Genomic DNA, 3202 nt, shown 5'->3' on the forward strand with positions numbered 1-3202 from the left:
TTAACTATACCTTCACCTACTCTTACACCTGATTAACATACGCTTACACTACATTAGCTAAATATATTAGCAAAGGTATAATGCTACTTTGTGTTCACCTTCAGGTAGATAGTCCAGTCTTCATTTTGTGTATTGAGGTGCAATTTCAGGAAGGTCAGCAGGGAAGGTTTCGAGGGCTTGTTGAGGAGCTTGAGACCGGCCTCTTCCGGGGTACGGTCGCCTTTGCGGGAGTTGCATTTGGAACAGGCTGTCACGAGATTGAGCCAGTTGGTCTCGCCTCCTCTGGAGCGTGGCAGCATGTGGTCGAGTGTCAGATTACGGTTTGTGCCGCAGTACTGGCACAGGAAATTATCGCGTCGCAGCACGTTGTGCCTGCTAAGCGATATGCCATAGTAGGGTATCTTGACGTAGTGTTGGAGCCGGATGACAGAAGGAACAGGGTAGGATGTGCTGACAGTACGCAATACGGAGCCATTGGCCTTGGTGACCATCTCTGCCTTCTCCAGGTATACCAGCAGGAAAGCTTTGTGCACGGTGCATACCGCTATGGCACTGAAGTCCTGGTTTAATATAAGCACTTTATCCCTCATACCCTTTTCTGAACCTACGCTATGCTTTTACGAGAATTAACCAACTCGTTATAGCCTATGTTCAAAGAAAAGTGCTGAAAATCAGGAAAAAATGCGTTTGATAATGCGAAGTTGGTGAGAATAGCGCTTGCGGTCGGCATTGTAGATACCGTTGTGATCCAGGGTATCGATTCTGACCTCCCCGTGCGCATGCATAATCTGCTGATTTTCCAGCATCAGGCCGACGTGGGTGATCCGGCCTTCTTCATTGGCAAAATAAGCCAGGTCGCCCGGCACGGTCTGAGCGGCAAAATGCACTTCCTGGCCATGCGCCACCTGCTGACTGGCATCGCGGGGCAGTTGATAGCCACACATCCCGTATACCTGCTGCGTAAAACCCGAGCAATCTATCCCAAACATTGACTTTCCGCCCCAGAGGTAGGGCGCTTTCATGAAGCCCAACGCCACTTTGGACAGCTGCGCAGTTGTAACCAGCACAGCTGGATTGGTAGCGCGGCCGCTATACTGATAGCTTTCCTGGTTAACACGAATGCTCATCCCGTCAAAAAAAGGCAGATAAGCCCCTGTACCTACAGGTATACGCATATCCGCGTTGCTTACCACCTGCACGATGTCCAGCGCCCTCGGGTGCCGGGCCTCCTTCCACTCCTTGTAATAAGCGGCCGTTACGGGTGCATACTGCTTGTAGTCGATCCAACCCCTGTACTGGTCTGTCGCCAGCTGCACCTGCACCCAGTTCCCTTGCCTGCTAAGTACCTCCAGGCACTCGCCGAAGATCATCTGAGATACCATTTCCGCCTTATCGGAAGGTTCGGCGCGCATCGGCACCAGGCTGAGCATACAAATTCCGTAGTCCACTTTGTTTAGTTCTGAATGAGTGATTGTATGAATGAGTGAATTTTAAATGAGTGAACTAATGAATTGTAAAGGAGTGAGCATTGTCGAATAGATAAAGTATAATTTATTCACTCAGTCACTCAGTCACCCATTCGAAATTATTAAAAACCTCGCTCCATCTCGCGTTTTACGTCCTTGGCTTTGATGTCTTCGCGCTTGTCATGCAGCTTCTTACCCCGGGCCAGTGCAATCTCTACTTTAGCAAAACCACGGTCACTGATAAACACCCGGATCGGGATGATTGTCACCCCCTGCTCCTGCAATCCTTTCTCGAGTTTCTTCAGTTCACTCCTGTTGAGGAGCAGTTTGCGAACCCGCATCGGTTCGTGGTTGTAGTGCGTCCCTTCGGTATAGGTGGAGATGTGCATGTTGTGCAGAAACAGCTCCCCGTTATGGATCACACCGTAGCCGTCCTGCATGTTTACCTTGCCTTCGCGTATCGATTTTATTTCGGTACCTTTGAGCATAACGCCTGCCGTATACTTGTCCAGGAACTGGTATTCAAAAGAAGCCCTGCGGTTCACGATGTTGACGTGCTTCTTTATCCTGTCTTTCTCTTTTGCTTTCGCCATTCTTATTTCTTTGGAGCCAGCACGCTGGTCAGTTTCTCTTTTTTTAATATCTTCTGCCCTGTCTCGCCATACGCTACCAGCCGGTCCTCGACATGCGCCTCAAAACTGCAGATAACTTCATTCCTTTCCTGTGACTTCAACGCAGCCCTTACTTTTATAATATCTCCCTCAAACGCCGGGCTTTTATGGTTGATAACCAGGAATGTACCTATACCTTCTTCATCCTCTTCTTTCATCTCCAACACAAACAATCTACCCGCCCATTCCACTGCCTGAGCCAGTGAGAAGGTAGAGCATACCCCATGCACCAGCCCATCCTCAAAGCGCGCAAAGTCCGCCGCCGTGACTTGTTTCTGGTATACCTTGGTATCTCCTGGTTGGAACGGATGTTTCATGTATGGATGACAGGATTGTTAAATGGTAAATGGTTAAAAGGTTAAATTGCTGCTAGTGGGTGCACGATTCGGACAGGTCGCGACCTGTCCCTACAAGAGCTTCTACTTTCTAACTCCTAAACTCTCTAACTCCTCAACTCCCAAACTCCTTAGAATTTCATTCTTGGTTCCGGGCTGGCGTATTGGTCTGCGAAGTCGCCTTTAAGGTACTGGTAATGAGCCGTCATGGCAATCATAGCTGCATTATCGGTGCAATACTCAAAAGCCGGGATGTATACCTTCCAGTTATACCTTTTAGCATAGTCCTGCAGCGTCTGCCGCAAACCGGAGTTTGCCGATACCCCACCGGCGATGGCTACCTCCTGTATACCTAAATCCTTTGCCGCCAGCACGACCTTCTTGAGCAATGTCTGGATCAGGGTATACTGTACGCTGGCACAGATATCCGCCAGGTTCTCCTGTACGAAGTTCGGGTTGTTTTTCGTTTTATCTTTCAGAAAATAGAGCACCGAGGTCTTGATGCCGCTGAAGGAAAAGTCGTATCCGGGCATATTGCCGACCGGGAACACAAAAGCCTTCGGGTTGCCCAGGGCAGCAGTTCTGTCGAGCATGGGTCCGCCCGGGTATGGCAGTCCCAGCATTTTGGCTGTTTTGTCAAAGGCCTCTCCTACCGCATCGTCCGTCGTCTGGCCAATGATCTCCATGGTAAGGTGGTCTTTTACCAGCACGACCTGGGTATGCCCGCCGC

At 49.8% G+C, this 3202-nt stretch carries 5 protein-coding genes; all 5 read right to left on the bottom strand.

What is annotated here, in order from left to right; all coding sequences use genetic code 11:
• Window positions 1-83: 83 nt before the first annotated feature.
• Window positions 84-590: an HNH endonuclease gene (locus tag OB13_RS17735; protein WP_461491521.1), complete on the bottom strand. Its 507-nt coding sequence runs from the start codon at window positions 588-590 to the stop codon at window positions 84-86.
• An 81-nt stretch (window positions 591-671) separates the two neighbouring features.
• Window positions 672-1448, bottom strand: a complete 777-nt coding sequence (locus OB13_RS17740) for a C40 family peptidase (RefSeq protein WP_461491522.1) — start codon at window positions 1446-1448, stop codon at window positions 672-674.
• Between the two features lie 140 nt (window positions 1449-1588).
• Window positions 1589-2059, bottom strand: a complete 471-nt coding sequence (smpB, locus tag OB13_RS17745) for an SsrA-binding protein SmpB (protein WP_461491523.1) — start codon at window positions 2057-2059, stop codon at window positions 1589-1591.
• A gap of 2 nt (window positions 2060-2061) precedes the next feature.
• Window positions 2062-2454, bottom strand: a complete 393-nt coding sequence (locus tag OB13_RS17750) for a thioesterase family protein (RefSeq protein ID WP_461491524.1) — start codon at window positions 2452-2454, stop codon at window positions 2062-2064.
• A gap of 149 nt (window positions 2455-2603) precedes the next feature.
• A partial coding sequence (locus OB13_RS17755; RefSeq protein WP_461491525.1) for a tRNA (adenosine(37)-N6)-threonylcarbamoyltransferase complex transferase subunit TsaD occupies window positions 2604-3202 on the bottom strand: 599 nt, incomplete at its 5' end.

The sequence above is a fragment of the Pontibacter sp. HJ8 genome, assembly GCF_054824225.1.